Annotated in this window: 1 protein-coding gene; it reads right to left on the bottom strand. The window is 47.6% G+C overall.

All coding sequences use genetic code 11. The features are described from left to right. Window positions 1–58: 58 nt before the first annotated feature. A partial coding sequence (locus AACW90_RS22955; RefSeq protein WP_390232040.1) for a 4Fe-4S dicluster domain-containing protein occupies window positions 59–471 on the bottom strand: 413 nt, incomplete at its 5' end.

The raw sequence follows: 471 nt of genomic DNA, 5'->3' as shown, positions 1-471 counted from the left end.
CTCTTCTGCCACCATGTTGCTTTCATTTCGCGAACGTAAGGTTTACGGTTACTCATCCTTAGTTCTCCTGAGGTTTAAGCATAGCAATCACAAAGTCTTTAGAAGACTCAACTTTACCTTGGTTTACCGCCGCGGCAGGATCAACACTCTTCGGACAAACATCAGAGCAGAAGCCGACAAACGTACAGCCCCACACGCCATTGTCACCGTTAAGCAGTTCCATGCGCTCTTCTTTACCATTGTCACGGCTATCTAAGTTGTAGCGGTGAGCAAGTGCGATGGCCGCAGGGCCAAGGAACTCTGGGTTCAGACCAAACTGAGGACAAGCGGCATAACAAAGGCCGCAGTTGATACAAGCAGCAAACTGCTTATATTTTGCCATTTGCTGTGGTGTTTGGTTGTTTGGACCATCTTCCGGTGTGCGGTCATTACCGATAATATAAGGCTTAAGTGCTTCAAGACGTTCAATGA

Origin of the sequence: Vibrio frigidus (genome assembly GCF_042465995.1) — a bacterium.
Classification (GTDB): domain Bacteria; phylum Pseudomonadota; class Gammaproteobacteria; order Enterobacterales; family Vibrionaceae; genus Vibrio.
This window is presented reverse-complemented; position numbering and strand designations above follow the sequence as displayed.